The organism is Pseudomonas sp. SC3(2021), from assembly GCF_019856535.1.
GTDB classification, from domain to species: domain Bacteria; phylum Pseudomonadota; class Gammaproteobacteria; order Pseudomonadales; family Pseudomonadaceae; genus Aquipseudomonas; species Aquipseudomonas monsensis.
The window spans coordinates 2,264,601-2,290,636 of sequence record NZ_CP082236.1; the positions used below are offsets into that span (position 1 = coordinate 2,264,601).

Annotated in this window: 21 protein-coding genes and 1 pseudogene; 15 read left to right on the forward strand and 7 right to left on the reverse strand. The window is 60.5% G+C overall.

Going from position 1 to position 26,036, the window contains the following annotated elements; all coding sequences use genetic code 11:
* The first annotated feature begins 55 nt into the window (after positions 1-55).
* Positions 56-502: a response regulator gene (locus tag K5Y35_RS10005; protein ID WP_123469346.1), complete on the forward strand. Its 447-nt coding sequence runs from the start codon at positions 56-58 to the stop codon at positions 500-502.
* A 466-nt stretch (positions 503-968) separates the two neighbouring features.
* On the opposite strand, the gene K5Y35_RS10010 is transcribed toward K5Y35_RS10005, so the two are convergent.
* The gene (locus K5Y35_RS10010) at positions 969-3,146 is read right to left on the reverse strand and encodes a malate synthase G (protein WP_222834164.1); all 2,178 of its coding nucleotides are present in this window, start codon (positions 3,144-3,146) and stop codon (positions 969-971) included.
* Between the two features lie 497 nt (positions 3,147-3,643).
* Between K5Y35_RS10010 and K5Y35_RS10015 the strand changes: the two genes are divergently transcribed.
* Positions 3,644-4,162: a glycine cleavage system protein R gene (locus K5Y35_RS10015; protein WP_123469342.1), complete on the forward strand. Its 519-nt coding sequence runs from the start codon at positions 3,644-3,646 to the stop codon at positions 4,160-4,162.
* Between the two features lie 223 nt (positions 4,163-4,385).
* Here the strand turns inward: K5Y35_RS10015 and rarD are convergent, their stop codons facing one another.
* From rarD to K5Y35_RS10040, 5 genes are all read right to left on the reverse strand, one after another.
* Positions 4,386-5,273 (reverse strand): EamA family transporter RarD, encoded by an 888-nt coding sequence (gene rarD, locus K5Y35_RS10020; protein ID WP_123469340.1) that lies wholly within the window; start codon positions 5,271-5,273, stop codon positions 4,386-4,388.
* 204 nt (positions 5,274-5,477) lie between these two features.
* Positions 5,478-6,452 (reverse strand): serine/threonine protein kinase, encoded by a 975-nt coding sequence (locus tag K5Y35_RS10025; protein WP_222834165.1) that lies wholly within the window; start codon positions 6,450-6,452, stop codon positions 5,478-5,480.
* A gap of 165 nt (positions 6,453-6,617) precedes the next feature.
* Positions 6,618-8,519, reverse strand: coding sequence for a PhoX family protein (locus K5Y35_RS10030; protein WP_222834166.1), 1,902 nt, complete (start codon positions 8,517-8,519; stop codon positions 6,618-6,620).
* Between the two features lie 71 nt (positions 8,520-8,590).
* Positions 8,591-9,355 (reverse strand): TOBE domain-containing protein, encoded by a 765-nt coding sequence (locus K5Y35_RS10035; protein ID WP_123469334.1) that lies wholly within the window; start codon positions 9,353-9,355, stop codon positions 8,591-8,593.
* 187 nt (positions 9,356-9,542) lie between these two features.
* Positions 9,543-10,277, reverse strand: coding sequence for a ComF family protein (locus K5Y35_RS10040; RefSeq protein WP_222834167.1), 735 nt, complete (start codon positions 10,275-10,277; stop codon positions 9,543-9,545).
* 91 nt (positions 10,278-10,368) lie between these two features.
* Here K5Y35_RS10040 and bioB point away from each other — a divergent pair, with 91 nt between their 5' ends.
* The 11 genes from bioB to K5Y35_RS10090 all read left to right on the forward strand — a co-directional run bounded on the left by bioB (position 10,369) and on the right by K5Y35_RS10090 (position 23,110).
* Complete coding sequence (gene bioB / locus K5Y35_RS10045; protein WP_128616182.1) at positions 10,369-11,424, forward strand: biotin synthase BioB; 1,056 nt, start codon at positions 10,369-10,371, stop codon at positions 11,422-11,424.
* Between the two features lie 161 nt (positions 11,425-11,585).
* On the forward strand, positions 11,586-12,764 hold the full coding sequence (gene bioF, locus K5Y35_RS10050; RefSeq protein ID WP_123469328.1) for an 8-amino-7-oxononanoate synthase: 1,179 nt from the start codon (positions 11,586-11,588) through the stop codon (positions 12,762-12,764).
* Positions 12,757-13,488 carry an alpha/beta fold hydrolase gene (locus K5Y35_RS10055; RefSeq protein WP_222834168.1) on the forward strand — a complete coding sequence of 244 codons (732 nt, stop codon included), beginning with the start codon at positions 12,757-12,759 and terminating at the stop codon, positions 13,486-13,488. Before bioF ends, K5Y35_RS10055 begins: the two co-directional genes overlap by 8 nt.
* Entirely contained in the window at positions 13,481-14,290 is an 810-nt protein-coding gene (gene bioC / locus K5Y35_RS10060; protein ID WP_222834169.1) for a malonyl-ACP O-methyltransferase BioC, read from the forward strand. Before K5Y35_RS10055 ends, bioC begins: the two co-directional genes overlap by 8 nt.
* On the forward strand, positions 14,287-14,967 hold the full coding sequence (gene bioD / locus K5Y35_RS10065) for a dethiobiotin synthase (protein WP_123469322.1): 681 nt from the start codon (positions 14,287-14,289) through the stop codon (positions 14,965-14,967). Before bioC ends, bioD begins: the two co-directional genes overlap by 4 nt.
* Positions 14,968-15,087: 120 nt before the next feature.
* Positions 15,088-15,384 (forward strand): pyrroloquinoline quinone biosynthesis protein PqqE, encoded by a 297-nt coding sequence (locus tag K5Y35_RS10070; RefSeq protein WP_222834170.1) that lies wholly within the window; start codon positions 15,088-15,090, stop codon positions 15,382-15,384.
* Between the two features lie 274 nt (positions 15,385-15,658).
* On the forward strand, positions 15,659-17,464 hold the full coding sequence (locus tag K5Y35_RS10075; RefSeq protein WP_123469318.1) for a phenylacyl-CoA dehydrogenase: 1,806 nt from the start codon (positions 15,659-15,661) through the stop codon (positions 17,462-17,464).
* Positions 17,465-17,560: 96 nt separating this feature from the next.
* Positions 17,561-17,695 carry a hypothetical protein gene (locus K5Y35_RS27860; protein ID WP_261991486.1) on the forward strand — a complete coding sequence of 45 codons (135 nt, stop codon included), beginning with the start codon at positions 17,561-17,563 and terminating at the stop codon, positions 17,693-17,695.
* 198 nt (positions 17,696-17,893) lie between these two features.
* Entirely contained in the window at positions 17,894-19,183 is a 1,290-nt protein-coding gene (locus K5Y35_RS10080) for a GGDEF domain-containing protein (protein WP_123469314.1), read from the forward strand.
* A 90-nt stretch (positions 19,184-19,273) separates the two neighbouring features.
* The gene (locus tag K5Y35_RS10085) at positions 19,274-21,070 is read left to right on the forward strand and encodes an acyl-CoA dehydrogenase C-terminal domain-containing protein (protein ID WP_222834171.1); all 1,797 of its coding nucleotides are present in this window, start codon (positions 19,274-19,276) and stop codon (positions 21,068-21,070) included.
* A gap of 261 nt (positions 21,071-21,331) precedes the next feature.
* A complete protein-coding gene (locus tag K5Y35_RS10090) occupies positions 21,332-23,110 on the forward strand; it encodes an acyl-CoA dehydrogenase C-terminal domain-containing protein (RefSeq protein WP_123469308.1) in 1,779 nt (592 codons plus the stop codon).
* A gap of 227 nt (positions 23,111-23,337) precedes the next feature.
* On the opposite strand, the gene K5Y35_RS10095 is transcribed toward K5Y35_RS10090, so the two are convergent.
* Positions 23,338-24,252, reverse strand: coding sequence for a LysR family transcriptional regulator (locus K5Y35_RS10095; protein WP_123469306.1), 915 nt, complete (start codon positions 24,250-24,252; stop codon positions 23,338-23,340).
* A gap of 169 nt (positions 24,253-24,421) precedes the next feature.
* Between K5Y35_RS10095 and K5Y35_RS10100 the strand changes: the two genes are divergently transcribed.
* The gene (locus K5Y35_RS10100; protein ID WP_222834172.1) at positions 24,422-25,705 is read left to right on the forward strand and encodes an aspartate aminotransferase family protein; all 1,284 of its coding nucleotides are present in this window, start codon (positions 24,422-24,424) and stop codon (positions 25,703-25,705) included.
* Between the two features lie 165 nt (positions 25,706-25,870).
* A pseudogene (locus K5Y35_RS27865) lies at positions 25,871-26,008 on the forward strand (helix-turn-helix domain-containing protein); the annotation flags it as partial.
* Between the last annotated feature and the right edge of the window lie 28 nt (positions 26,009-26,036).

A 26,036-nucleotide genomic window follows, 5' to 3' on the forward strand; every position in this document is an offset into this window, starting at 1 on the left:
TTAGCGATGTCTGACGACTGTGCCAGGTGATTGATTTGAACACGTAGAGAACGCTATGTCCGACCACGATATTTTGAGCGATGCCGAGCGAGAAGCGCTCAGTGCAGTCATGCTCGAGCCTGACTTGCCACCGCAGCGTGTGCTGATCGTCGATGACGACAAGGACGCCCGGGAGCTGTTGTCGGAGATTCTCGCGTTGGATGGCATTCGTTGCATGACCGCCGCCAGTGGCGAGACGGCGCTGAAGATGCTCGAGGAAAAACCTTCGATCGGGCTGGTGATTACCGATCTGCGCATGGGCCATGTCGGTGGGCTTGAGCTGGTCCGTCAGGTGCGAGAGTCGGTAAGGGCGGCGATGCCGATCATCATCGTGTCCGGCGATGCCGATGTGAAAGACGCAATTGCGGCGATGCATTTGAGCGTGGTGGATTTTTTGCTCAAGCCGATTGATACGGGCCAGTTGTTGGCGTTGGTGAAACATGAATTGGGGATCGAGCCTTAGAAGCCCCTCACCCTAGCCCTCTCCCGGAGGGAGAGGGGACTGACCGCGGTGAATGTTTGAGGTACACCGACCTGAGATTCCCGAGTCGAACTCCGGTTTTGAAAGCACAAAGATCGGCTCCCTTTCCCTTCTACCCTTGGCAACTCCTGAGCCGAGCTCAGATTTTGAAAAGCACAAAGATCGGCTCCCTTTCCCTTCTACCCTTGGCAACTCCTGAGCCGAGCTCAGATTTTGAAAAGCACAGAGATCGGCTCCCTTTCCCCTCTACCCTTGGCAATTCCTGAGCCGAGCTCAGATTTTGAAAAGCACATAGGTCTGCTCCCTTTCCCCCCTCTACCCCTTGGGGGAGAGGGCTGGGGTGAGGGGGATGGATCTCAAGGCCACCACAAAAATCCAATCCACAGCACAAACAAAAAAGCCCTGATCTTTCGATCAGGGCTTTTCCATGTCCGGCATTCAGCGCAAGTTACAGGCCGTTGGCCTTCTTGAACTCGCGACGACGACGGTGCAGCACCGGCTCGGTATAGCCGTTGGGCTGCTTGGTGCCTTCGATCACCAGTTCGACCGCCGCCTGGAAGGCGATGTTGCTGTCGAAGTCCGGCGCCAGCGGACGGTACAGCGGGTCGTTGGCGTTCTGACGGTCGACCACCGGCGCCATGCGCTTGAGGCTTTCCATCACTTGCGCTTCGGTGACGATACCGTGGCGCAGCCAGTTGGCGATGTGCTGGCTGGAAATACGCAGCGTGGCACGGTCTTCCATCAGGCCGACGTCATTGATGTCCGGCACTTTCGAGCAACCGACACCCTGGTCGATCCAGCGCACCACGTAACCGAGAATGCCCTGGGCGTTATTGTCCAGTTCGTTCTTGATTTGCTCCGGCGTCCAGCTCGGGTTGACCGCCAGCGGAATGGTCAGGATGTCGTCCACCGAGGCGCGGGCGCGTTTGGCCAGTTCGGCCTGACGGGCGAACACGTCGACCTTGTGGTAGTGCAGCGCATGCAGCGCAGCAGCCGTTGGCGACGGAACCCAGGCGGTGTTGGCACCGGCCAGCGGGTGCGCGATTTTCTGCTCGAGCATCGCGGCCATCAGGTCGGGCATCGCCCACATGCCTTTACCGATTTGCGCGCGACCTTGCAGGCCAGTGCTCAGACCGATATCGACGTTCCAGTTTTCGTAGGCGCCGATCCACTTCTCGGCCTTCATGTCGGCCTTGCGCACCATCGGGCCGGCTTCCATGGAGGTGTGGATTTCGTCGCCGGTGCGGTCGAGGAAACCGGTGTTGATGAACACCACGCGCTCGCTGGCGGCCTTGATGCAGGCCTTGAGGTTGACCGTGGTGCGGCGCTCCTCGTCCATGATCCCGACTTTCAGCGTATTGCGCTTCAAGCCCAGCACGTCTTCGATGCGACCGAACAGCTCGTTGGTGAACGCCGCTTCTTCCGGGCCGTGCATCTTCGGTTTCACGATGTAGATGGAACCGGTTCGAGTGTTCTTGCGCGAGGTATTGCCGTTGAGGTTGTGCATCGCCGCGAGGCAAGTGACCAGACCGTCGAGGATGCCTTCCGGCACTTCGTTACCGTGTTTGTCGAGGATCGCGTCGATGGTCATCAAGTGGCCAACGTTACGCACGAACAACAACGAACGGCCGTGCAGGGTCACTTCAGCGCCATTCGGCGTGGTGTAGCTGCGATCCGGGTTCATGGTGCGGGTGAAGGTCTGGCCGCCCTTGGCGACTTCTTCGGACAGGTCGCCCTTCATCAGGCCGAGCCAGTTGCGGTAGATCACCACTTTGTCGTCGGCATCGACGGCGGCCACGGAGTCTTCGCAGTCCATGATGGTGGTCAGTGCCGCTTCCATCAGGACGTCTTTGACGCCGGCGGCATCGGTCTGGCCGACCGGGGTGCTGGCGTCGATCTGGATTTCGAAGTGCAGACCGTTGTGTTTCAGCAGGATCGCGATGGGCGCGTTGGTGTCGCCCTGGAAGCCGATCAGCTGAGCATCGTTACGCAGGCCGGTGTTGCTGCCGCCCTTGAGGGAGACCAGCAGTTTGCCGTCAACGATCTTGTAACCGGTGGAGTCGACGTGGGAGCCGGCAGCCAGTGGCGCGGCTTCGTCGAGGAACGCACGGGCGAAGGCAATGACTTTGTCGCCACGCACCTTGTTGTAGCCTTTGCCTTTTTCCGCGCCACCGTCTTCGCTGATCGCGTCGGTGCCGTAGAGGGCGTCGTACAACGAGCCCCAGCGGGCGTTCGAGGCATTGAGAGCGAAGCGGGCATTCATCACCGGCACCACGAGTTGCGGACCGGCAGTACGGGCGATTTCATCATCGACATTTTGCGTCGTTGCCTGGAAATCAGCCGCTTCTGGCAGCAGATAACCGATCTCTTGCAGGAAGGCTTTGTAGGCTACAGCGTCGTGCGCTTTGCCGGCACGTTCCTGATGCCAGGCATCAATGCGAGCCTGGAAGTCATCGCGTTTGGCGAGTAGGGCTTTGTTCTTCGGTGCCAGGTCGTGAATGACCTTGTCGGCACCTTCCCAGAATTGTTCGGCGGTGAGGCCGGTACCGGGAATGGCTTCGTTGTTCACGAAGTCGAACAGGACTTTGGCGACCTGCAGGCCACCGACTTGAACGTGTTCAGTCATTGCTTGCCTCACTCTGCTCAGCTATTTCGCTTTTCAGCTCTTCAATTTGACAATGAAGCCTCTGGCCATTTAAACCACAAACCTTCCGACCAGTACATGCCATTGCTGGCGGCTGGGCTGGGACCAATCAACGGCTTGGGGCCTTGCTGACGGGGCTTTCAAGGTTGCGAACGTGCCTTGGGCAGACATCGATCCAGCGTTATGTAGTGCGCGCTGCGGCATACTACATGATGAGTTGCGCTTGTGAAAATCAGACTAATAACGTCGTTCTGCGACCTCATGTCGCATTGCGGTCACATCGCGGAACGGGATGTTCTCAAAAAACCATTGGATTGTTCCAGTTAAATATCAAAAGTTGTACACATAAATACGGTTCGCCTGCCAGGGCACCGCTAGGCACGCACCCTCGCCACAAGTACACCGCACTGCAAGCCGATTTGGGCCCCTTGCCTATACTTGCCTTTCTATAACAAAAGTCATGACAAGAGGGCTGCGCCATGGACCATCTCGTACTCACTGTTTTCGCCCCGGACAAGCCCGGGCAGGTCGAGCGCATCGCCCAATGCATCGCCGAGCACGGTGGTAACTGGCTGGAAAGCCGCATGTCACGCATGGCCGGGCAGTTCGCCGGAATTTTGCGGGTGGGCGTGCCGGCGGAGGCTTACGACGAATTAGTCGATTCCCTACAAGCACTGTCGGCGCAGGGCATTCGCGTGCTGATTGCCGAAAGCGGCATCGAGCAATCCTGCACCTGGAAACCGATCGCCATGGAGCTGGTAGGCAATGATCGCCCCGGGATCGTGCGTGACATCACCCGGCTGCTGAGCGAGCAGGGCGTCAACCTTGAACGTTTGGTGACCGAAGTGCGCCCTGCACCGATGAGCAGCGAACCGCTGTTCCACGCCGAGGCGATTCTGGCGGTGCCGCTGACCCTGTCCCTGGACGTGCTGCAATCGCGTCTGGAAACCCTGGCCGATGATCTGATGGTCGAACTGGTGTTACGCACAGAGGTTTAAGGCGTATTCGGGTTATCCAGTTTTAACGTGCACCTGCCTGTGGATAACCTGTAGAGACCGGGCGCAGCGCCAGGCCGGCCGGGGCTTGCGGAGAACTGATCAAAAAACCGCCAGCATTCAGTGACTTGCGCACAAACGGCGGGGATCACGCTGTGGATAACCTTGGGAAGGAATGTTGCAGGCCACGATAACCGTGGCCTGCAAAGCTTTGTGCGTTTTTTGATCAACTGCGTCGACGCAAACTGATCACGGCGTCGACGCTGTAAACGGCCAGACCCGCCCAGATAAAGATGAACGCGACCAGAGTGCTCGACGACAAGTGCTCGCCGAATAGCAATACCGCTTGCAGCAGCACCAGGGTTGGCGCCAGGTATTGCAGGAAGCCGATGGTGGTGTAGGGCAAATGGCGGGTGGCGGCGTTGAAACACACCAGTGGTACCAGCGTGACCGGCCCGGCGGCGACCAGCCACCAAGCGGCCGAGGTGGTCCAGAACTCGGGTTGCGCGCTGGTCGCGGTCTGGTTGAACAACAGCCAGGCCACGGCGATGGGCACCAGCATCCAGGTTTCCACCACCAGCCCCGGCAGCGCCTTGACCGGCGCCTGCTTGCGGATCAACCCGTAGAAACCGAAGGTCAGCGCCAGCACCAGCGACACCCACGGCAAGCTGCCGACCTGCCACACCTGCTGCGCCACGCCGACCGCTGCCAGGCCGACGGCGATCCACTGCATGCGCCGCAGGCGTTCGCCGAGAATCAGCATCCCCAGCAGCACGTTGACCAACGGGTTGATGTAGTAACCGAGGCTCGCTTCCAGCATGCGGCCGTTGTTCACCGACCACACGTAAGTCAGCCAGTTGGCCGCGATCAGCGTGCCGCTCAGGGCCAGGATCGCTAGACGCTTGGGGTTGTCCAGCAACTCGCGCAACCAGCCGGGATGCTTCCACACCATCAGCAACAAGGCGCCAAACAGCGCCGACCACAGCACCCGGTGAATGATGATCTCGACCGCCGGGACTTCGGCGATGGCTTTGAAATAGATCGGGAACAGGCCCCAGATGATGTAGGCACTGAGGCCCAGAATGTACCCGCGACGCGGGTTGGCGGCTTGCATGCAGAGTCCTTGCTTAGGCAGCTATCAAAGCAGGGATTGTAAGGAGATTTGTCGACGAATGCCTGAGCTGATTGGTCAGAAAAGTGTGAACACAGAACCCTGCAGGAGTGAGCCCGCTCGCGACAGCAGTCTGACATTCAACATTTACGTCGACTGATAAAACGCTATCGCGAGCAGGCTCGCTCCTGCAGAGACGGTGGTGGGTCAGAACAGTTTCAACGGCTCTTCGTTGAGCGCCGACAGCTGTTCACGCAACGCCAACACCTGGTCGCCCCAATAACGCTCGGTGCCGAACCACGGAAAGCTGTGCGGGAACGCCGGGTCATCCCAACGCCGCGCCAGCCAGGCGCTGTAGTGCATCAGGCGCAGGGCGCGCAGCGGTTCGATCAGCGGCAGTTCACGCGGGTCGAAGTCGTGGAATTCGTTGTAGCCGTCCATCAGTTCCGACAGTTGGCCGAGGCATTCCTGACGGTCGCCGGCCAGCATCATCCAGATGTCCTGCACCGCTGGCCCCATACGGCAGTCGTCGAGGTCGACGATGTGGAACATCTCGTCGCGGCACATCATGTTGCCGGGGTGGCAGTCGCCGTGCATGCGGATGTTCTGGTGCGGCGTGGCGGCGTACACATCTTCCACGCGTTTGAGCAGGTCGCGGGCGACGGACTCGTAGGCGGGCAACAGGCTCTTGGGAATGAAGTTGCCTTCGAGCAGCGTACTCAGCGAATCATGGCCGAAGTTTTTTACTCCCAGCGCTTCACGGTGCTCGAACGGCTTGGTTGCGCCGACCGCATGAATCCGTCCGAGCAACTGGCCGAGGCGATACAGCTGATCGAGATTGCCCGGCTCCGGGGCACGGCCGCCGCGACGGGGAAACAGGGTGAAACGGAAACCGGCGTGTTCGTGCAGGGTCTGGCCGTTGTGGATAAGTGGCGCAACCACCGGGATCTCGACGTCGGCCAGTTCGAAGGTGAACTGGTGTTCTTCGAGGATGGCTTCGTTGGTCCAGCGCTGCGGACGGTAGAACTTGGCGATCAGCGGTTCGGAGTCTTCGATACCGACCTGATAGACACGGTTTTCGTAGCTGTTTAGCGCGAGGATGCGCGCATCGCTCAGGAACCCGATGCTTTCGACGGCATCGAGGACAAGGTCGGGAGTGAGGGTTTCAAACGGGTGGGCCATGCTGACTCCTGCGCGCAGCAGGCTGCTGCGTCCGGCCCGGCATGGTAGCGCAGATGGCAGCGGGGTAGTTGGTTGGTGTCTGATCGGTCCTTTCGCGAGCAAGCTCGCTCCCACAGTGGATTGCATTCCAAATGTGGGAGCGAGCTTGCTCGCGAAGGCGATGGATCAGGCGCCGACTATTCCGCCGTCCTCACGGGTAATCGCCATCACCGAAGACCGCGGCTTGCCATTCGGCAAATGCTCGGGGAAGGTCGAACCGCCGTTCTCGCCCGGATGCTGAATTCCGACAAACAAAGTCTTCTGATCCGGCGAGAAGCTGATCCCGGTCACTTCACAACCAATCGGCCCGACCATGAAGCGGCGAATCTCGCCGGTTGCCGGATCGGCGCAAAGCATCTGGTTGTTGCCCATCCCGGCGAAGTCCCCGGCGTTGCTCGAGTCGCCGTCGGTAAGAATCCACAAGCGCCCGGCCTTGTCGAAACCCAGGCCGTCGGGGCTGTTGAACATGTTCTGCGGGGTGATGTTGGAGGAGCCACCCTTCGGCGTCCCGGCATGCACGCCCGGGTTGCCGGCGACCACGAACAGGTCCCAGGCAAACGTCTTCGACGCGTGATCGTCGCGGTCGGTGCGCCAGCGCAGGATCTGCCCGTAGACGTTCTTCTCGCGCGGGTTCGGGCCGCCCACCGGCTGGCCGTCTTCGCCGCGTTTGGCGTTGTTGGTCAGGGTGCAATAGACCTGGCCGTCCTTCGGACTGACGACGATCCATTCCGGGCGGTCCATGCGCGTCGCGCCAACGACACTGGCAGCGAGGCGGGCGTGGATCAGCACTTCGGCCTGATCGGCGAAACCGCTGCTGGCGTCGATGCCGTTCTTGCCGTGGGTCAGTTCGATCCACTGGCCCTGGCCTTTCGGGTGATCGGGATTGCCGTCGCCGGCATCGAACTTTGCCACGTAGAGTGTGCCGTGGTCGAGGATGTCGCGGTTAGCCTTGGCGTTGCGGTGGTTGATGCGATCGCGGCTGACGAATTTGTAGATGAACTCGCCACGCTCGTCGTCGCCCATGTACACCACGGCGCGACCGTCGTCGGTCTCGGCCAGGGCGGCGTTTTCATGTTTGAAGCGGCCCAGCGCGGTGCGTTTGACCGGGGTCGATTGCGGGTCGAACGGGTCGATCTCGACCACCCAGCCGTGACGGTTGAGTTCGTTGGGGTTCTTCGCCATGTCGAAACGCGGGTCAAACGGGTGCCAGTTGATCTCGCGGCTGGCGGCCGACACGCCGTAGCGTTTCTGCGCCGGGTCGAACTGCTGCTGGGCGTTGCTGCTGCCGAAGCAGTCGGTGAAGTTCTCTTCGCAGGTCAGGTAGGTGCCCCACGGCGTCTTGCCGTTGGCGCAGTTCTGGAACGTGCCGAGGACTTTTTTGCCGTGCTTGTCGGCGGCGGTTTTCATCAGCTCGTGACCCGCGGCCGGGCCAGTGATGCGCAGCGGTGAATTACCGTGAATCCGGCGGTTGTAACGCGAGCCCTGGACGAACTGCCACTGGCCGTTCTTGCGCTGCACTTCGATCACCGACACACCTTCGCAGGCCAGCGCCTTGCGCACGTCTTCGGCCGATTGCGGCATGCCGCCGTGCGGGTAGAGGTAGCGGTAGTTGGTGTATTCGTTGTTGATTGCCATCAACGCGCGGTTTTTGTCGTCGGGGAAGGCGAACAGACTCATGCCGTCATTGTTGTCACCGAACTGCACTTCCTGTGCGGCAGCGGTGCCATTGCCGCTCGGGTCGAAGGCCGGCCCGTTCTTGTGCAGCGGCTGTCCCCAACTGATCAGCACCGAAGATTTGTAGCCCTTGGGCAGGCTGATAACGTCGGTGGTCGCGGCGGGAATGCTCTCGAAACCGAGCAGGCGACTGTTGCCGGCGCTGACGCTGGCTGCCATGACGCTGCGGCTCAGCAAGTTGCCGCCGAGGAACATCGCGGCACCGCACAAGGCCCCGGCGCTGATGAAACCGCGACGGCTGAGGCCGACCATTTTTTCCAGATCGGTGGATTGGTTTTCTTCTAATAGGCTCACATCAGGCTCCCTGCATGGTTTTGGCAGCAACCTTAATGGGGGGCGATGAAGCTTTTGTGGCAGAGGGTCCGTTACAGCGGCGTGCCGATCAAGACATTGGACGGCGAGAACTGCACCTGCACCGGTTGCTCGATACCCAGCCCGCATGTGCGAAGGTGCAGCGGCTCAGCCAGCGCGCAGAGGGTGTGGCCGTTGGGCAGGGTGATGCGCACTTCGCTGGGGCCGTCCTCGGCGTCGAGAATGGCTTCGAGGGTGCCGCTCAGAAGATTGTGTCCAGATGTTGCAGCTTGATCCGGCGCGAGCAATTCAAGCCAGCCGGCCTTGATCAGTGCTACCACCTCCGTGCCCGGTTGCAGTTCCAGGTGCACAGTGCTGTCGTGGGTGATCTGTGCGTTGATCCACAGGCCTTCGGCCAGTTCCAGGCGAACCAGGTCGTTGCGGCCCTGCGCCTCGATCGCCACGACTTTGCCGTGCAACTGGTTGCGGGCGCTGGTACGCAGCATCAGCCGACCGAGCAGATCGAGATCGCTGGCGTCTTCCGCCGCTTCCAGAACCTGTGCCTGCAAGGCTTGCAGTTTCTGGTAAAGGCGCAGCACGCGTTCGCCTTCACTGGACAGTTTCGCGCCGCCACCGCCCTTGCCACCGACGACGCGTTCGACCAGCGGTTTCTGCGCCAGGTTGTTCAGTTCATCAATGGCGTCCCACGCCGCTTTGTAACTCAGCCCGGCGCTTTTTGCGGCGCGGGTGATCGAACCCTGTTCGGCAATGTGTTGCAGCAGGGCGATGCGCTGCGGACGGCGGACGATGTGCTGGGACAACAGGGAAGGCATGGACATGAAAGGGCGCTTTTTTTGCTGTGGCGGTGAGGGGGGAAGTTGGTCGCTTGCAACGCCGGAGTCAAGTCGAGCCGAGAGCCCTTGTAGAAGTGAGCCTGCTCGCGATTGCGGTGGATCAGTCAGCATAAATGTTGGCAATGATGAAGCTATCGCGAGCAGGCTCACTCCTACAGGGATTGTGCTGGCTTCAGCTTCCGGGTTTCGGCGTGCGGGCCAGGCAATAGACATCGACCCGCGCAGCGCCTGCGTTGATCAGCAGACGCGCAAGCGTTTGAGCCGTCGCGCCAGTAGTCAGCACATCATCAACCAACGCCAAATGCCGGCCTTGTACCTGCGAATCTGGCACGAGTTCGAACGCATTGCGCAGATTACCTTTACGCGCCTTGGCGTCGAGACCCTGCTGGGCGTCGGTGTCCTTGATGCGGCGCAGAGCCGTTTCTTCACACGGCAGCCCCAGTGACTGACTCAACCAGCGCGCCAACATCGCAGCCTGGTTGAACCCGCGTTGACGCAGACGTTTGTTCGCCAGCGGCACTGGCAACAACACATCCGGACGCGGCAACCCCTCATCGAAACGATGTTGCAGGTATTGTCCGGCAACGTCGGCGAGCAGGTGACCAAACGGCCATTTCGCGTTGTGTTTAAAGCGCGTAATCAAACTGTCGACCGGGAAGCCATAGCGCCACGGCACCACCACCTGTTCGAACGCCGGAGGCTCTAGCAGGCACTCGCCACAGGTCAGGTCGGCGGCGGAGAGTGGCAGGGCGCAGCGCTGGCAATGGTCGCCGAGCCATGGCAGTTCGGTTTCGCAGGCCACGCAGAGGGGCGTTTTTTCGTCTGCAGGCTCATCGCACAGTAAGCAGGTCTGTACGTTTTTTAAACAGATGTAAACCTGTCCTTTGTATCGTGGTTGACAGCGCATGACTCTTCCTTAAATATGCCGAACATCCGTGTAGCGCCTGTGGGTATTCCGTTTCCCCGGTCGCGAGCCAAGCATAACCAAGGAACTACCCATGAGCGCGAGCACTACTGCCACCCTGCGTCACGACTGGTCTCTGGCCGAAGTCAAAGCCCTCTTCGTACAGCCATTCAACGACTTGCTGTTCCAGGCGCAGACCGTGCACCGCGCACACTTCAACGCCAACCGCGTGCAGGTTTCGACCCTGCTGTCGATCAAGACCGGCGCCTGCCCGGAAGACTGCAAGTACTGCCCACAGTCCGGTCACTACAACACCGGTCTGGAAAAAGAAAAGCTGATGGAAGTGCAGAAGGTTCTCGAAGAGGCCGCTCGCGCCAAAGCCATCGGCTCGACGCGCTTCTGCATGGGCGCGGCGTGGAAACACCCGTCGGCCAAAGACATGCCGTACGTGCTGAAGATGGTCGAAGGCGTGAAAGCCATGGGCCTGGAAACCTGCATGACCCTCGGTCGTCTCGATCAGGAGCAGACCGCAGCGCTGGCCAAGGCCGGCCTCGATTACTACAACCACAACCTCGATACCTCGCCTGAGTTCTACGGCAGCATCATCACCACCCGTACTTACAGCGAGCGCCTGCAGACCCTGGCCTACGTGCGTGAGTCGGGAATGAAGATCTGCTCCGGCGGTATTCTCGGCATGGGCGAGTCGCTGGACGACCGCGCCAATCTGCTGATCCAGTTGGCCAACCTGCCGGAGCATCCGGAATCGGTGCCGATCAACATGCTGGTGAAGGTCGCCGGCACGCCGCTGGAAAACGCCGACGATGTTGATCCGTTCGACTTCATCCGTATGCTCGCCGTAGCGCGCATCCTCATGCCGCAATCCCATGTGCGCCTGTCCGCCGGCCGCGAAGCGATGAACGAGCAGATGCAGGCCCTGGCGTTCTTCGCCGGCGCCAACTCGATTTTCTACGGCGACAAGTTGCTGACGACGGCCAACCCGCAGGCCGACAAGGACATGCAACTGTTCGCACGTCTGGGCATTCAACCGGAAGCGCGCGAAGAGCATTCCGATGAAGTGCACCAGGCGGCGATCGAACAGGCGCTGGTGGAGCAGAAGAGCAGCGAGCAGTTCTATAACGCCGCGGTCTGATTTTTTTGATGCGATACAAAACCCTGTGGAAGCTGGCGCGCCAGCGATAGCGGACTGAATGGCGACATCTATGTCGGATGTGCCGCCGCCATCGCTGGCGAGCCAGCTCCCACAGGCGCCGTGTCCATCGTGATTCATGTGATCTGACTGTCGAGGCCTGCATGTCTTTCGATCTCGCCGCACGCCTTGCTGCCCGTCGTGCCGAAAATCTCTATCGCCAGCGACCGCTGCTCGAGTCCCCGCAAGGGCCTGAAGTGGTGGTCGACGGCCAGCCGTTGCTGGCGTTCTGTAACAACGATTACCTGGGCCTGGCCAATCACCCGCAGGTGATCGAAGCCTGGCGTGCCGGCGCCGCGCGTTGGGGCGTGGGTGGCGGGGCGTCGCATCTGGTGATCGGCCATAGCGCCCCGCACCATGCCCTCGAAGAAGCACTCGCCGATCTCACCGGTCGCCCGCGTGCGCTGCTGTTCACCACCGGTTACATGGCCAACCTCGGCGCGGTCACGGCGCTGGTCGGGCAGGGTGATACGGTGCTGGAAGACCGCCTCAACCACGCCTCGTTGCTGGATGCGGGGCTGTTGTCCGGCGCGCGCTTCAATCGTTATCTGCACAACGATGCCGACAGCCTGGCCAAGCGTCTGGAGAAAGCCACCGGCAATACGCTGGTGGTTACCGATGGCGTGTTCAGCATGGACGGTGATATTGCCGACCTGCCCGCACTGGCCCGTGAAGCCAAAGCCAAAGGCGCGTGGTTGATGGTCGATGATGCCCACGGTTTCGGGCCGCTGGGCGCGAACGGCGGCGGCATCGTCGAGCATTTCGGTTTGAGCCAGGAGGATGTGCCGGTATTGGTCGGCACCCTCGGCAAAGCCTTCGGCACCGCCGGCGCCTTTGTCGCCGGCAGCGCGGAGCTGATCGAAAGCCTGATCCAGTTCGCCCGGCCCTACATTTACACCACCAGCCAGCCGCCCGCGCTGGCCTGCGCCACGCTGAAAAGTCTGGAGCTGCTGCGCACCGAGCATTGGCGCCGCGAGCATCTTCAAACGTTGATCCGCCAGTTCCGCCACGGTGCCGGGCAGATCGGCCTGCAACTGATGGACAGTTTTACCCCGATCCAGCCGATTCTGATCGGCGATGCCGGTCGCGCCGTGCGCCTGTCGCAGATGTTGCGCGAACGTGGACTGATGGTCACCGCCATTCGTCCACCGACCGTGCCTGCTGGCAGCGCTCGGCTGCGCGTCACCCTGACCGCCGCCCACAGCGAGGCGCAGGTGCAGCTATTGTTAGAAGGACTGGCGGATTGCTTTGCCCAATTGTCGTCGGAGCCAAGCCATGCGTAATCGCCTGATTCTGTTGCCCGGCTGGGGCCTCGGCGTTTCGCCGCTGGAACCTTTGGCGGCGGCGTTGCAGGGCCTCGATGAACATTTGCATGTCGAGATCGAACCGTTGCCAGAGCTGGACTCCAGTGACCCGCAAGACTGGCTCGACGAACTCGATGAGCGCATCGCGCAAGACGTCTGGCTCGGCGGTTGGTCGCTGGGCGGCATGCTTGCGTCCGAACTGGCGGCGCGCCGTGGCGAACGGTGCTGCGGGTTGCTGACGCTGGCGAGCAATCCATGCTTCGTTGTCCATGAGCAATGGTCGAGCGCAATGCCGGGCAAGACGTTCGATGCCTTTCTCGCCGGCTGTAATGCCGACCCGCGCACCACCCTCAAACGTTTCTCGCTGTTGTGTGCCCAAGGCGCGCAGGACTCGCGCGGTCTGTCCCGGTTGATGCTCGGTGGCGCGCCGCACACCGCTGTGCCTGCACTAATGGCCGGGCTGGAATTGCTCGCGCAACTGGACACCCGCGAAGCGTTGCAAAGCTTTCGCGGGCCGCAGTTTCATCTGTTTGCCGGTCTCGATGCATTGGTGCCGGCCGAGGCGGCGGGCGCATTGTTCGCCCTGCTGCCGGATATCGAAATTGGTCTGATCGAACAGGCCAGCCACGGATTTCTGCTGGAAGACCCGCACGGAGTAGCGGGTGCGATCCAGGCGTTTTTACATGAGTGCGCCGATGACTGATCTGTCTCTTGTGCTGCCGGGTGGCTTGCCTGACAAGCGCCAGGTTGCAGCCTCCTTTTCCCGTGCAGCGGCCAGTTACGACAGCGTCGCCGAGTTGCAACGGGATGTCGGTGCGCAGTTGCTGCGGCGCTTGCCGGTAAATTTTGTCCCATCGCGCTGGCTGGATGTGGGCTGTGGTACCGGGTATTTCACTCGCGCACTGGCCGAGCGCTTTGTCGCCGGTCACGGCGTGGCGCTGGACATTGCCGAGGGCATGCTCACTCACGCACGGCCGTTGGGTGGCGCTCAGCACTTCATTGCCGGTGATGCGGAGCGTCTGCCGCTGCACGATGAAACCTGCGATCTGATCTTCTCCAGCCTCGCCGTGCAGTGGTGTGCGGATTTTGAAGCAGTACTCGGCGAAGCGTTTCGCGTGCTCAAGCCCGGCGGGATTTTTGCGTTTGCTAGTCTTTGTGTCGGGACGCTGTTTGAGTTGCGCGACAGCTGGCGTCAGGTCGATGGCCTGGTGCACGTCAACCGCTTCCGCGAGTTCGCCCAATATGAGCAGTTGTGCGCAGCCAGTGGTTTGCGCACGGCGAGTCTGCAGACTCAGGCGCACGTGCTGCATTACCCGGATGTGCGCAGCCTGACCCATGAGCTCAAGGCGTTGGGTGCGCACAATCTGAATCCCGGCCGGCCGGGCGGTTTGACCGGGCGGGCGCGGATTCTCGGACTGGTCGAGGCTTACGAGCAGTACCGTCAGGCACAGGGATTGCCGGCGACCTATCAAGTGGTTTACGCCGTGTTGGAGAAACCCTTATGAGCGCAGCCTATTTCATCACCGGAACGGACACGGATGTGGGCAAGACCACCGTGGCTGCCGGGTTGCTGCATGCGGCGCGGTCAGCAGGGTTGAGTACGGCGGCGGGCAAACCGGTGGCGTCCGGCTGCGAGGTGACGCCGAAGGGGTTGCGTAATGCCGACGCCCTGGCGCTGCTCGCCGAGTGTTCGGTGCCGCTGAGTTATCAACAGGTCAATCCGGTCGCGTTCGAGCCGGCCATTGCTCCGCATCTGGCGGCGCGCGAGGCGGGCGTTGCGCTGACGGTGCAGTCGTTGCTGACGCCGATGCGCGCCATTCTGGCCATGAACGCCGACTTCACCTTGATCGAAGGTGCGGGCGGCTGGCGGGTGCCGTTGGCTGATCAGGACAATCTGTCCGATCTGGCGATTGCATTGAAGTTGCCGGTGATTCTGGTGGTCGGCGTGCGGTTGGGGTGCATCAGCCATGCGTTGCTGACGGCCGAGGCGATTGCCCGCGATGGTCTGCAACTGGCGGGGTGGGTGGCGAATATCATCGACCCGAAGACTTCCCGGCTGGAGGAGAACCTTGCCACGTTGGCCGAGCGGATTCCGGCGCCGTGCCTGGGGCGCGTGCCCAAGCTCAAGGCGTTGAGTGCCGAAGCAGTGGCGGAGCATTTGCAACTGGATCTGCTCGACTAGGCTTAGCCCATGAAGGCTGGCTATGAGCAGGCACTGTGCCATTAGTGTTTTTGACGGGTGTTTTTCTGGCGCGTCTGATTCAATGGCGCCTATTGATCCTTCCCAAGGATGAGCGCTTTCATGGAAATCTCCGGTAACACAGCTTTTTATGCAGGTTTGAGCTCGATTCAGACCGGGCAGAATCGTGTCGATCAGGCAGCCAGCCAGATCGCCAGCAGCACCATTGAGCGCTCGGTGACCAGCCAGTCGTCCGAAGTTCAGGTCGATCGCCTGCGTGGTGTCGATCGTGCGCAGCAGTCGGATCTGGCCAGCAATATGGTCGAGATGTCACAAGGCAAGATTCAGGCGGAGCTGGGCGTCAAAGTCGCCAAGGCTTCCGATGAAATGCTCGGTACGATCATCGATACGTTTGCCTGATTTTTTGCTGCATGCCTGAACAACGCCGCGCCTTGTCGCGGCGTTTTGCGTTGTAAGTCCTTCTTCCTCAACTAATCTTTTTTCAGTACCTGTGGCGCGTTGGCGTCCATGGCGGTTTGCTGTGTCTGGCGTTTGAAAGAAGGGAAGACGAACGGCAAAAGATCGACGCTTGACAAGATTTCGGCGTAAACGTATGTTTCAAACAACTGTTTGACCGTCACAACAAATCAACACGGTCGTTCATTCCCGGTTACATCAGCAGAGGTTTATCGCTATGCCTGACTACAAGGCCCCCTTGCGTGATATTCGCTTCGTTCGTGACGAACTGCTCGGCTACGAAGCGCACTATCAGAGCCTTCCGGCTTGCGCAGACGCAACTCCAGACATGGTTGACGCCATTCTCGAAGAAGGCGCCAAGTTTTGTGAGCAGGTACTGGCACCGCTGAACCGTGTGGGCGACCTCGAAGGTTGCACCTGGAGCGAGTCCGGCGTGAAAACCCCGACGGGCTTCAAAGAGGCGTACAAGCAATTCGTCGAAGGCGGCTGGCCAAGCCTGGCGCACGATGTCGAGCACGGTGGTCAAGGCCTGCCGGAGTCGCTGGGTCTGGCCGTCAGCGAAATGGTCGGTGAAGCCAACTGGTCGTGGGGCATGTACCCAGGCCTGTCGCACGGTGCGATGAACACCATCTCCGAGCACGGCACCCCTGAGCAGCAAGAAGCCTATCTGACCAAACTGGTTTCCGGCGAATGGACCGGCACCATGTGCCTGACCGAACCGCACTGCGGCACCGACCTGGGCATGCTGCGCACCAAGGCCGAACCTCAGGCCGACGGTTCCTACAAAGTTTCCGGCACCAAGATTTTCATCTCGGCCGGCGAACACGACATGGCCGACAACATCGTCCACATCGTGCTGGCTCGTCTGCCGGATGCACCGGCTGGCACCAAAGGTATTTCCCTGTTCATCGTTCCAAAGTTCCTGCCGAATGCCGATGGCACCCTCGGTGCGCGTAACGCCGTGAGCTGCGGTTCGCTGGAACACAAGATGGGCATCCACGGCAACGCCACTTGCGTGATGAACTTCGACGGCGCCACCGGTTTCCTGATCGGCCCGGCGAACAAAGGCCTGAACTGCATGTTCACCTTTATGAACACCGCACGTCTGGGGACCGCGCTGCAAGGTCTGGCCCACGCCGAAATCGGCTTCCAGGGTGGTCTGAAATACGCTCGCGATCGTTTGCAAATGCGCTCCCTGACTGGCCCGAAAGCGCCGGACAAAGCTGCCGACCCGATCATCGTGCACCCTGACGTACGTCGCATGCTGTTGACCATGAAGGCATTCGCCGAAGGCAACCGCGCGATGGTGTACTTCACCGCCAAACAGGTCGACATCGTCAAATACGGCGTCGATGAAGAAGAGAAGAAGAAGGCCGATGCGCTGCTGGCGTTCATGACGCCAATCGCCAAGGCGTTCATGACCGAAGTCGGTTTCGAAGCAGCCAACCACGGCGTGCAGATCTACGGCGGTCACGGTTTCATCGCCGAGTGGGGCATGGAGCAGAACGTTCGCGACAGCCGCATTTCGATGCTGTACGAAGGCACCACCGGTATCCAGGCACTCGACCTGCTGGGCCGTAAAGTGCTGATGACCCAAGGCGAGGCTCTGAAAGGCTTCACCAAGATCGTCCACAAGTTCTGCCAGAACAACGAAGGCAACGAAGCCGTTAAAGAATTCGTTGCACCGCTGGCTGCACTGAACAAAGAGTGGGGCGAGCTGACCATGAAGGTCGGTATGGCCGCCATGAAAGATCGCGAAGAAGTCGGCGCGGCCTCCGTGGACTACCTGATGTACTCCGGTTACGCCTGCCTGGCCTACTTCTGGGCCGACATGGCGCGTCTGGCAGCCGAGAAGCTGGCAGAAGGCACTGGCGACGCAGCGTTCTACACCGCCAAGCTGCAAACCGCGCGCTTCTACTTCCAGCGCATCCTGCCACGTACCCGTACTCACGTGGCCACCATGCTGTCGGGCGCCAACAACCTGATGGACATGAAAGAAGAAGACTTCGCACTGGGCTACTAAGCCTTAACGCGGTCGCTTGAAAAACCGCTGCTCCTTTAGGGGCAGCGGTTTTTTTTTGCGCTCCTGCCACAAGGCGAAATCGGTGACGAAAATGCCGTGACCCAACGGCCAGCCAGCCCGAAAGTCACCACCCGCCAAGCTTCGGACGCGTTGTTCTCGCTCAAGCCCTATGGCGCCGAAGGACGCAGCCCGGCGGAGGGGCCGCTACTGCCGTTCTACAACGATCTTTGAGGAGTAATTCCAGGCCTGGCCATCAGTCATGATGGCCATCGGCTCGCTGGAGGCAAAAAACTTGGCAAATCGCTCAGATAGTCAGGTTTTCTGCCGTTAAAGAGACTGCATGTGATCTGGATCACAATGCGTGTGCTTAACTGGCCACATTGCAGGCACAATGCCATCTCTTTGATATGACGGGTCGGAGCTTTACCCTTGCCGCGTTCTTCCGCTGTACGTTTCAGTCATTTCCTGCCATCACTGCTGTTGTTACTTGCGGGGTTGGCGGCTGCGTACGTCAAAGACCTCAACGTGTTCTTCACTTCCCTGTTCAACGTGTTGCCGACGTTGGTGCTGTTGCTGGGCGGCGCGTATTGCGCGGTTTACCGCCGTCAGCGCGAACTGTTTCTGATGCTCACGGTGTACATCGCCTACTTTCTGCTCGACACCCAGACCGACTATTACCGCGACAACGGCAAGGTGCGCGACGACGCCGCCGTGGTGTTCCACCTGGTCTGCCTGCTGCTGCCCTTGCTGTTCGGTCTGTTTGCGGCGTGGCAAGAACGCACCCACCTGTTTCAGGACATGGTCGCGCGGTTCGCGGTGTTGCTCGCTTTTGGCAGTGTCGCCCTCGGTCTTGAGCAGAGTTATCCACAGGCGCTGCTGATGTGGCTCTCGGAGATCCGCTGGCCAGCGCTGCACGGCGCGTGGATGAGCCTGATCCAGATGTCCTATCCGGTATTCCTCTCGGCATTCCTGCTGTTGGCCTGGCAATACTGGCGTAACCCGCGTCCGCTGCATGCGGCGCAACTGGTCGGCTTGCTCGGTGTGTTCTGGATGCTGCCGAAAACCTTCATCCTGCCGTTCACCCTGAACATCATGTGCAGCCAGGTGATGCTGATGATTGCTGCCGCCGTGGCGCACGAAGCCTATCAAATGGCCTTCCGCGATGAGCTCACCGGTCTGCCGGGTCGGCGCGCACTCAACGAACGTATGCAACGCCTCGGCCGTAACTATGTGCTGGCGATGAGCGACGTCGATCACTTCAAGAAATTCAACGACACCCACGGCCACGATGTCGGTGACCAGGTGTTGCGTCTGGTCGCCAGCAAGCTGTCGAAAATCAGCGGTGGCGGTAGGGCATATCGCTATGGTGGTGAGGAATTTGCCCTGGTGTTCGCAGGCAAAACCCTCGAGGAATGCATGCCGCACCTGGAAGTTATCCGCGAGTCGATTGCGTCCTACAACATTCAACTGCGCAATCAGGAAAACCGTCCGCAGGATGACCAGCAAGGTCGCCAGCGCCGCAGTGGCGCCGGTGCGTCCAGTGTTTCGGTGACGGTCAGCATTGGCGTCGCCGAACGCGTCGAGCAGCGCACGCCGGAAGAAGTGCTCAAATCCGCCGACCAGGCGCTGTACAGCGCCAAAGGTGCGGGGCGTAACTGCGTGATGGCGTTCGGGCAGAACCGCCGTGGCGCGGTGCGTATGGACAACGCTGCAGGTTGAGTGATGACCGCGCATTCAGCGCCTGGACAGTGATTGTGGGGCGTAGTGGCCAGCAGTAGGTTGAAACCATCTGCTGACGGAGAAGCCACCATGCCCGAGTACAAAGCTCCCCTGCGCGACATGCGCTTTCTGATCGACCACGTCTTCGATTTCCACACCCAATACGCCGCGCTCGGCGCCCACGACGCCAGCCCGGACATGATCAACGCGATCCTCGAAGAAGGCGCGAAGTTCTGCGAGAACGTTCTGGCGCCACTCAATCGCAGCGGCGACGAAGAGGGCTGCCACTTCGACAGCGGCGTGGTGACAACGCCTGCAGGTTTCAAAGACGCGTTCGCGCAATACGTCGAGGGCGGCTGGCACGGTCTGGCGGCAGATCCGGCTTACGGTGGCCAGGGCCTGCCGAGTTCGCTGGGGCTGGTGATCAGCGAAATGGTCGGCTCCAGCAATACGTCCTGGGGCATGTACCCGGGCCTGACTCATGGCGCGATGTCGGCCATCCACGCCCACGGCACCGCCGAACAGAAAGACACGTACCTGAGCAAGCTCACCGCCGGCCAGTGGACCGGCACCATGTGCCTGACCGAAGCGCATTGCGGCACCGACCTGGGCATCATCAAGACCCGCGCCGTGCCCCAGGCCGATGGCAGTTATGCAGTTACCGGCAGCAAGATTTTCATCTCTGCCGGCGAACACGACATGAGTGACAACATCATCCATCTGGTGTTGGCCAAACTGCCGGATGCGCCCGCCGGGACCAAGGGCATTTCGCTGTTTATCGTGCCCAAGTTTCTGCCGGACGCAGCGGGCGAAGCGGGCGAGCGCAACGGCGTTTCCTGCGGTTCGATCGAACACAAGATGGGCATCAAGGCCTCGGCCACGTGCGTGCTGAACTTCGACGGCGCCAAGGGCTTTCTGATCGGCGAGCCGAACAAGGGCCTCAACTGCATGTTCACCATGATGAACCATGCACGCCTCGGCACCGGGATGCAGGGCTTGTGCCTGGGCGAGGCGAGTTTCCAGGGCGCGGTCAAATACGCCAACGACCGCTTGCAGATGCGCGCCCTGACCGGCGCCAAGGCCCCGGACAAACCGGCCGACCCGATCATTGTTCATCCAGACGTGCGGCGCATGCTGTTGACCATGAAAGCCTTCAACGAGGGCAATCGTGCGCTGACCTATTTCACCGCGCAGCTGCTCGATGTCGCGCACCTGGGCAGCGACGCCGAGGCGCGGCAGGAGGCCGAAGACCTGTTGGCGTTCCTCACACCGATCTGCAAGGCGTTCATGACCGACACCGGGCTGGAAGTGACCAACCACGGCATGCAGGTGTTCGGCGGTCATGGCTTCATTCGTGAATGGGGCATGGAGCAGTTGGTTCGCGATTGCCGGATTGCGCCGATCTATGAAGGCACCAACGGCATTCAGGCGCTGGATCTGCTCGGTCGCAAGGTGCTGGGCAGTCAGGGCAAGTTGTTGCGCGGCTTCACCAGAATCGTCCACAAGTTCTGCGCGGCCAACGCGGGGCATCCTCAGTTGGGCAGCTTTGTCGCGCAGCTCAATGAACTCAACCAGCAGTGGGGCGAGCTGACCATGCAGGTCGGTATGGCGGCGATGAAAAACCCGGACGAAGTCGGCGCCGCATCGGTGGATTACCTGATGTACAGCGGTTACATCATTCTGGGTTATCTGTGGTTGCGCATGGCGCTGGTGGCGCAGGCGCAGTTGGAGGCGGGTGAGGGGGACGGGGATTTCTGTCGAGGTAAATTGGCGACCAGCGAGTTCTATTTCAAGCGCTTGTTGCCGCGCACGGCTGCGCATCGGGCGGCGATCGAAGCGGGGAGTGAGTGTTTGATGAAGCTGCCGGCGGCGTTGTTTGCACTCTGATACCACTTTCTGTGGCGAGGGCGCTTGCTCCCGCTTGAGTGCGCAGTGCTCACCGATCGGGGGGCGGCTTCGCACTCTAGCGGGAGCAAGCGCCCTCGCCACAGTTTTTTGCGTTCTTTGAATGTCGGCTCAAGCTGGTGACTAAAAATAACAAAACAGTCACCGGTTGACCCTATGTGTCGCAAAAGTTGTTGGGGTACACTCCAGCTCAACGAAAACATCATTCCACGAATCACCTGTTTAGATCTTGCGAGGTTTGCCATGGCTGACTACAAAGCGCCGCTGCGCGATATGCGCTTCGTCCTCAATGAAGTGTTCGAGGTCTCGAAACTGTGGGCCGAACTGCCGGCACTGGCCGAGACCGTCGACGCCGAAACTGTTGAAGCCATCCTCGAAGAAGCCGGCAAGGTCACCAGCAAAAGCATCGCCCCTCTGAGCCGTGCCGCCGACGAAGAAGGCTGCCACTGGGCGGACGGCGCTGTCACCACCCCGGCCGGTTTCCCACAGGCTTATCAGACTTATGCCGAAGGCGGTTGGGTTGGTGTGGGTGGCGATCCGGCCTACGGCGGCATGGGTATGCCCAAAGCCGTGTCGGCCCAGGTCGAAGAAATGGTCAACTCCGCCAGTCTGTCCTTCGGTCTGTACCCGATGCTGACGGCCGGCGCCTGCCTGTCGATCAACGCCCACGCCAGCGAAGAGCTGAAAGCGGCGTACCTGCCGAACATGTACGCCGGCGTCTGGGCCGGTTCCATGTGCCTGACCGAGCCGCACGCCGGCACCGACCTGGGCATCATCCGCACCAAGGCCGAACCTCAGGCCGACGGTTCCTACAAGGTCAGCGGCACCAAGATTTTCATCACCGGCGGTGAGCACGACCTGACCGAAAACATTATTCACCTGGTGCTGGCCAAGTTGCCGGACGCCCCGGCCGGCCCGAAAGGCATTTCGCTGTTCCTGGTGCCAAAGTTCATGGTCAATGCCGATGGCAGCCTCGGCGCTCGCAACCCGGCGAACTGCGGTTCGATCGAACACAAGATGGGCATCCAGGCCTCCGCGACCTGCGTGATGAACTTCGATGAAGCTGTCGGTTATCTGGTCGGCGAGCCGAACAAAGGTCTGGCGGCGATGTTCACCATGATGAACTACGAGCGTCTGGGCGTCGGCATCCAGGGCCTGGCCACTGGCGAGCGCTCGTACCAGAACGCCATTGAATATGCCCGCGATCGGCTGCAAAGCCGTTCACCGACCGGCGCGCAGAATAAGGACAAGGTCGCCGACCCGATCATCGTCCACCCGGACGTGCGTCGCATGCTGCTGACCATGAAGGCGTCCAACGAGGGCGGCCGTGCGTTCTCCACCTACGTGGCGATGCAACTCGACACTGCCAAGTTCAGCGAGGACGCGACGACGCGTAAGCGCGCTGAAGATCTGGTGGCGCTGCTGACGCCGGTGGCCAAGGCGTTCCTGACCGACCTGGGCCTGGAAACCACTGTCCACGGCCAGCAGATTTTCGGCGGCCACGGCTATATCCGCGAGTGGGGCCAGGAACAACTGGTGCGTGACGTGCGCATCACCCAGATCTACGAAGGCACCAACGGCATTCAGGCGCTGGACCTGGTCGGGCGCAAGATCGTGGGTAGCGGCGGGGCGTTCTACAAGCTGTTCGCTGACGAGATCCGTCATTTCACCGCGACTGCCAGCGCTGACCTGGGCGAATTCACCAAGCCGCTGAACGACGCCGTCGATACCCTCGACGAGTTGACCGCATGGCTGCTGGATCGGGCGAAAACCAATCCGAACGAAATCGGCGCGGCTTCGGTCGAATATTTGCAAGCGTTCGGTTACACGGCTTATGCCTACATGTGGGCACTGATGGCCAAGGCCGCGCTGGGTAAGGAAGCGCAGGATGATTTCTATGCCAGCAAACTAGGTACCGCGCGTTTCTATTTCGCCCGTCTGCTGCCACGCATTCACTCGTTGAGCGCGTCGGTGAAGGCCGGTAGCGAGTCGCTGTTCCTGCTGGATGCGGCGCAGTTCTGATGCGATGACGTCATGTAAGCATTCTCTTACATGACGTGCTGCTGTTCTCCCATAGGCGTAGATTGGATCCAGAGCTAATCTACATTTCATGGACGTCGCGCAGGAAGCGCAAAGCAACAACACGGACACGTAGGATTCTGCCAGGGTGGCGGAGTGAAATGGATGTCAGGGAAACAGTCTGCAAAGCCCCGCTTCGGCGGGGTTTTCTTTTGCCTGTAGAAAAGTGTTCAGGCGATCGGATCCAGCGGTGACTTCACTTCACGCTCCATCACTTCCTCAAGCAATGTCCGCAGCAGCGCCAGTGACGCCTGCTGGCGTTGTACGTCGCGACACACCAGCCCAACCTTCAGCGGCACCCGTGGTTCGCTCAGCGGTTTCCACAGCAGTTCCTGGTCGTCGTACTCCTTCTGCGAACGCCCGGGCAGCACCGTCGCCAATTTGGTGTGCGGCAGACTGTCGAGAATCCCCACCATATTGTTCAGTTCAGCCTGTACCTGCGGGCGACGGCCAAGGCTGGTCAGCTGCGCTTGCCAGATCTGACGTATCTGAAACTCTTCGCCAAGCAGCAGCATCGGTAACTCTGCGGCTTGTCGTATCGAGACTTTCTTGAATTCACGCAGCGGGTGATCCGCAGGGATTACAAGCGTCAGTTCATCTTCGTACAGCATCACGCCATGCAACCCTGGCTGACGTGGTGGCAAATAGCTGATGCCGATATCCAGCGAACCGTTCAGCAGACGCCGTTCAATCTCCATCCCGCTCAATTCATAAATCTGCACCACCAGATGCGGTTGCGCCTTGCGCACGCGCTCCAGCATTTGCGGCACCAGGCTGGTGTGCACGGTTTGCAGCACGCCAATTGCCAGGGTGCGCAATGCCTGTCCCTTGAAGTTGCCCAACGCCTCGCGCGCCCGTTGCAGACCATCGAGCAAGGGCAGGGCGTGGTTGTACAAGGTATGTGCAGCCAGAGTCGGTAGCAGGCGTTTGCTGCTGCGTTCGAACAGCGTGACGTCGAGGTTTTGTTCAAGCTGGCGAATCTGTTGCGACAACGCCGGCTGCGAGATCGACAGCCGTTCAGCGGCGCGGCCGACATGGCCTTCTTCGTAGACCGCGACGAAATAACGCAGTTGTTTGAAATCCATAAGTAATTCTTATCGAAAATGCTGGGAAATCGAAATGGCCCGCAGGCCTCGGCGAGCTTAGTCTAACCGCATTCACAAGGCTTACAGGGCCAGAAAGCGCGATGAATAGCGTTTGCTTCGACAGTGTTTGCATAGGCAGTTCAAAACACCTCAAACGAGGTGTTTTTCAATGAATCTGTTCAGTTTGCGGCGCCAGGCGCCGAGTCTCGACGACCTCGCCTTTGCGGCCGATTCTGCTGAAATCAACGAAAATCTGAGCACCGAGCGGCTGATGCCCAGTGTCGAGCGACCGCAACAGGTGTTCGTTCGCGGTCAGGGTTCCTGGCTGTGGGACAGTAATGATCGCGCTTATCTCGACTTCTCTCAGGCCGGTGGCGCCAACAGTCTTGGGCACAGTCCGTCGGCACTGGTCAAAGCCATTGCCAGTCAGGCTCAGGCACTGATCAACCCCGGTTTCAATCTGCACAATCGCGGCATGCTCAGCCTCACCGAGCGCCTGTGCGCAAGTACTTCCAGCGATCAGGCCTACCTGCTCAACAGTGGCAGCGAAGCCTGTGAAGCGGCGATCAAACTGGCACGCAAGTGGGGGCAACTGCATCGTGGTGGCGCTTCGCGGATCATCGTGGCGCAGCAGGGGTGTCACGGTCGTAGTCTGGCGACGATCTCGGCATCGGACAGTTGTAACCTGCACAACCGTTTCGCGCCATTGCTGCCCGGTTTCGATCCGGTGCCGTTTAACGATTTACCGGCGCTGCATGCGGCAGTCGATGCGCAGACCGTGGCGATCATGCTCGAGCCGATCCAGAGCGATGCCGGGGTGATTCCAGCCACCGGGCATTACCTTAAGGGCGTTGAGCGTCTGTGCCGCGAGCTGGGAATTTTGCTGATTCTCGACGAAGTGCAGACCGGCATGGGGCGCTGCGGCAGCTTGCTTGCCGAACAGTCCTATGGCGTACGCGCCGATATCGTCGTGCTCGGCAAAGGCCTTGGCGGCGGTGTGCCCCTGGCGGCGCTGCTGGCGCGAGGCAAGGCGTGTTGTTTTGACGCGGGTGAACTGGGCGGCACGCATCACGGCAATGCGCTGATGACAGCGGCTGGCCTGGTGGTGCTCGACAGCGTGTACGACCGCAGCTTCCTGCAGCAGGTCAACGATAATGGCCAGCATCTGCGCGAAGGCCTCGCACGATTGGCACACCGCTACGACCACGGCGAACTGCGCGGCCAAGGCCTGTTCTACGGACTGACCCTGTCGGGCGATTCCGCCGAGGCCGTGGTCCATGCCGCGCTGCATGAGGGCCTGCTGCTCAACGCCCCGCAAGCCAACTGTCTGCGCTTCACCCCGGCGCTCACAGTGAGTAAAACCAATATCGACGAAATGCTCCTGCGCCTGGGCCGCGCATTCTCGCGAGTGCGCACCGCGCAACTGCAATGTCGCAAAGGGATTGCCGTCTGAGCTGAAGTTTCCTACCCGATTTCCAGAACCGTCTCGCGGTATAACGCACGCCCTACGCCTGATTCTTTTGGCGTGGGGCGTTTTTTTGTGGCCGGGTTTTGCAGATAGCGTTGAGTGCTTGAGCGTTCGTCCTGCGAATGGTTTTTTAGAAAGCCCCAGCAGGGCCAGCCGGTATTCGCTCGCTACTTGAACACTAGCGCGTCGACAGTCAAGCAATGGGAGTCGGGAGACAAACACCCCAGCGGCATGGCGCTGAAGTTACTGAGCATCGTGCAGAAGCAGGGACTGCAAATTCTTAGCTGAGCTATCAGTTTGATACCGATACCGTGAT

Excerpts from the sequence above, each read along its gene's own strand:
- K5Y35_RS10005 (WP_123469346.1), top strand. The coding sequence starts at position 56 with ATGTCCGACCACGATATTTTGAGCGATGCCGAGCGAGAAGCGCTCAGT.
- rarD (WP_123469340.1), bottom strand. The coding sequence starts at position 5,273 with ATGCAAGCCGCCAACCCGCGTCGCGGGTACATTCTGGGCCTCAGTGCC.
- K5Y35_RS10095 (WP_123469306.1), bottom strand. The coding sequence starts at position 24,252 with ATGGATTTCAAACAACTGCGTTATTTCGTCGCGGTCTACGAAGAAGGC.
- K5Y35_RS10070 (WP_222834170.1), top strand. The coding sequence starts at position 15,088 with ATGGAAATCTCCGGTAACACAGCTTTTTATGCAGGTTTGAGCTCGATT.
- bioF (WP_123469328.1), top strand. The coding sequence starts at position 11,586 with ATGTCTTTCGATCTCGCCGCACGCCTTGCTGCCCGTCGTGCCGAAAAT.
- K5Y35_RS10055 (WP_222834168.1), top strand. The coding sequence starts at position 12,757 with ATGCGTAATCGCCTGATTCTGTTGCCCGGCTGGGGCCTCGGCGTTTCG.
- bioD (WP_123469322.1), top strand. The coding sequence starts at position 14,287 with ATGAGCGCAGCCTATTTCATCACCGGAACGGACACGGATGTGGGCAAG.
- bioB (WP_128616182.1), top strand. The coding sequence starts at position 10,369 with ATGAGCGCGAGCACTACTGCCACCCTGCGTCACGACTGGTCTCTGGCC.
- K5Y35_RS10035 (WP_123469334.1), bottom strand. The coding sequence starts at position 9,355 with ATGTCCATGCCTTCCCTGTTGTCCCAGCACATCGTCCGCCGTCCGCAG.
- K5Y35_RS10075 (WP_123469318.1), top strand. The coding sequence starts at position 15,659 with ATGCCTGACTACAAGGCCCCCTTGCGTGATATTCGCTTCGTTCGTGAC.
- K5Y35_RS10025 (WP_222834165.1), bottom strand. The coding sequence starts at position 6,452 with ATGGCCCACCCGTTTGAAACCCTCACTCCCGACCTTGTCCTCGATGCC.
- K5Y35_RS10100 (WP_222834172.1), top strand. The coding sequence starts at position 24,422 with ATGAATCTGTTCAGTTTGCGGCGCCAGGCGCCGAGTCTCGACGACCTC.
- bioC (WP_222834169.1), top strand. The coding sequence starts at position 13,481 with ATGACTGATCTGTCTCTTGTGCTGCCGGGTGGCTTGCCTGACAAGCGC.
- K5Y35_RS10085 (WP_222834171.1), top strand. The coding sequence starts at position 19,274 with ATGCCCGAGTACAAAGCTCCCCTGCGCGACATGCGCTTTCTGATCGAC.
- K5Y35_RS10015 (WP_123469342.1), top strand. The coding sequence starts at position 3,644 with ATGGACCATCTCGTACTCACTGTTTTCGCCCCGGACAAGCCCGGGCAG.
- K5Y35_RS10090 (WP_123469308.1), top strand. The coding sequence starts at position 21,332 with ATGGCTGACTACAAAGCGCCGCTGCGCGATATGCGCTTCGTCCTCAAT.
- K5Y35_RS10040 (WP_222834167.1), bottom strand. The coding sequence starts at position 10,277 with ATGCGCTGTCAACCACGATACAAAGGACAGGTTTACATCTGTTTAAAA.
- K5Y35_RS10010 (WP_222834164.1), bottom strand. The coding sequence starts at position 3,146 with ATGACTGAACACGTTCAAGTCGGTGGCCTGCAGGTCGCCAAAGTCCTG.